The sequence below is a fragment of the Psychrobacillus sp. genome (assembly GCF_056205495.1).
Genome location: NZ_JBAEAP010000552.1, coordinates 1 through 3,115 on the forward strand (window position 1 = coordinate 1; position 3,115 = coordinate 3,115).

The 3,115-nt window shown below is 37.0% G+C and carries 3 protein-coding genes; all 3 read left to right on the forward strand.

All coding sequences use genetic code 11. The features are described 5' to 3' along the window. Nucleotides 1-140 precede the first annotated feature (140 nt). The gene (locus AC06OU_RS15650) at nt 141-398 is read left to right on the forward strand and encodes a hypothetical protein (protein WP_475857012.1); all 258 of its coding nucleotides are present in this window, start codon (nt 141-143) and stop codon (nt 396-398) included. Between the two features lie 77 nt (nt 399-475). Next, complete coding sequence (locus tag AC06OU_RS15655) at nt 476-1,255, forward strand: gluconate 2-dehydrogenase subunit 3 family protein (protein WP_475857014.1); 780 nt, start codon at nt 476-478, stop codon at nt 1,253-1,255. 28 nt (nt 1,256-1,283) lie between these two features. Continuing rightward, nucleotides 1,284-2,999, forward strand: a complete 1,716-nt coding sequence (locus AC06OU_RS15660; protein WP_475857016.1) for a GMC family oxidoreductase — start codon at nt 1,284-1,286, stop codon at nt 2,997-2,999. Nucleotides 3,000-3,115: the final 116 nt, after the last annotated feature.

The window sequence follows — 3,115 nt, forward strand, 5'->3', positions numbered from 1 at the left end:
CAGAATAAAATTAAATTTATATAAAAGAAAAAAATATCGAGTTATTAATAAATAAAAGGAGTAGACTGTAAGACGGTTGTTTTGTATTTATAAAAATTACGTTTTCATAGTTGTGTGTACTATGTTAAAGGAGAATAAAAGTGACGCAATATAACTTAGAAGAATTAAAACTGTTGAATCAAGTAATTTTTGCTTTATTTATAGTAGCAGATTTAGCTCTTGGCCTCTTTTACTATAATAATGAGTTTCCTTGGTTCGCGTTAATAGGTTCAAGTATCGGACTAGCTATAATTGTTCTTTGCTGGACTGGAAAAAAATATATATACTTTGTCTCATTTTTATTGGTTTATACGATCCTATTCTCATTAGTTTATAACTGGCATGCAGTTTTTCATTAATCAGAATATCTTTTAAGCCATTGTTTACCTAAATAAACAATAAGCTATTTATACTAATTTACATTGGAGGTCATATTATGTCAGAACAGGAAAACAAGGCTACATACTTAGATAAACGCTCATCTAGACGTACTTTTATCAAAAATTCTGGTTTAACAGTCGGTGGAGTTGTACTAGGTGGAGCACTCGGCTCTTTACTAGGTAAAGACTCAACATCTAAAACTAACGAGACTGGGGTTCATTCAGCGACTGCTGGGGTTAACTTCAACCAAGCACTGATGTATTTTGACAAGGCACAATTTGATACGATAGAGGCTGCAGCAGAGCAAATTTTCCCTAAAACTGAGGTAGGACCTGGTGCGAAAGAATTACTTGTTGCGTATTATATCGATCACCAACTAGCTGGAAGCTTTGGCCTGAACTCAAAAGAATATATGACTGGTCCTTTCTTCCCGGGAGAAGCGGTTCCACAACAAGGCTACCAAACACATTTGAATCGTCAGCAAGTATTTAACCTTGGAATTATAGCTTTAAATACAGAAGCTGCAAAGAAATCCGAGGATAAACCTAAATTCGCCAGTTTAACAGAAGAACAACAAATCGAAATCTTAAAAGATTTTGAAGCTGATAAAGTTAAATTAAATGGAGCTGTTAGCTCATCCTTCTTCTTCTCTTTACTTAGAAAAGTAACCATTGAAGGAGTATATGCTGATCCTATGTACGGCGGTAACAAAGATATGGCTGGTTGGAAAATGAAGAATTTCCCTGGCCATCAATCAAGTTATACTAATGTGTTAGAAAAAGATGAATTCGTGAAAATAGATCCTATGAGCTTAAACTCTCAGCATACACACTAATATACACCAATAGAAAGGGTGAACAACTTTGGCAACTAAATTACCAAAAACAGATATAGTTTTAGTAGGAGTAGGTTGGGTCGGCGGTATTATCGCAGCAGAACTTACAAAAAAAGGATACAAAGTAGTAGGTATAGAGCGTGGTAAAGAACGTTCGACTGAAGATTACTTTATGGCTCATGATGAACTACGTTACGCAGAGCGTAAAGAAATGATGCAAGATCTTTCTAAAGAAACGATTACATTCCGTCACAATATGACACAACGAGCATTACCTTACCGTGAATGGGGTAGCTTCCTAATCGGAGAAGGAACAGGTGGTTCAGGAGAGCATTGGAATGGTCAAACTTACCGCTTCCTGCCATACGATTTCGAGATCTATTCAGAAACTGTTAAACGTTACGGAAAAGGTAAAATCCCTAAAGGGATGATGCTTCAAGACTGGGGTATAACATACGAAGAGTTAGAACCATACTTCGATAAATTTGACGCTATGACGGGTATTAGCGGTGAGGAGAATCCATTACCTGGTTCTCCACAAATAAAATATCCTAACCCGCCGATGCTGGAAACACCTGCTATAAAATTATTCAAAAGTGCAGCGAAAGAGCTTGGATATCATCCATACCATATGCCTTCTAACAATTTATCGCAATCTTATACTAATCCAGATGGCGTTTCTCGTGGCGCTTGTCAATATTGCGGCTTTTGTGAGCGTTTTGGTTGTGAATATGGAGCAAAAGCATCACCAGTAGTTACAGTTTTACCTGTAGCTAAAGAAACTGGTAACTTCGAAGTACGTACTCATTCTGTTGTACGTAAAGTTCTACACACGAATGGAAAAGCTACTGGCGTGTTATACGTTGATATACGTACTGGTGAAGAGTTCATCCAAGAGGCAGATGTAGTTGTAGTATCAGCCTATCAAATGAACAATATTAAACTATTATTAAACTCTCAACTTGGCCGTCCATATGATCCAGTTACTGGTACAGGTGTCATTGGTAGAAACTATGCATACCAAACAATTCTAGGGACTGCTGTAGGTTTCTTCGATAAAGAGTTCAATTTATACGGTGGTGCAGGATCTCTAGGAGCACAAATTGATGACTTTAACGGAGACTTCTTTGATCATACTGACTTAGATTTCTTACATGGTGCGACAATTCAAATTACCCAATTAGGGGATCGTCCTATTGCAAACAATCAGATTCCAGCAGGCGTTCCAACTTGGGGTAAAGAATTTAAAGACGCTTCTGTTACAAATGCAAACCGTGCTCTTATTGTAAAAGCACAAGGGGCTTCCCTTCCTTGGCAAGATAATTACATCGATCTAGACCCAACTTATAAAGATGCATTCGGTGATCCATTACTTCGTATGACGTTTAATTGGAAAGATCAAGATCGTCAACTAATGAAGTTTATGGGCGAAAAATCAGCTGAGATCATGAAAAAAATGGGTGCAAAAGATATCAAAATTAATGGCCTCGAAGTCGGAGATTACGATATTCGTAACTACCAATCTACTCATAATACTGGTGGAGTAATTATGGGCTCAGATCCAGAAACAAGCGCTTTAAACAGCTATCTACAAATGTGGGATTGTGAAAACGTATTTGTACCTGGTGCAAGTGCTTTTGCTCAAAACTCAGGTTACAACCCAACTGGTACAGTTGGAGCACTAGCATATCGTGCTGCAGAAGGTATTGAAAAATACTTAAAAACTGGCGGATCTTTAGTTTAAAAACAAGACGCTTCTAAATAAACAAATAATATTTGCATAAACTTAACAAATAATTTCTACTCATAGAATTAGCCAACAACTTAAAAACTGCTATCTTCTTTCCATCAAAAGAAGGT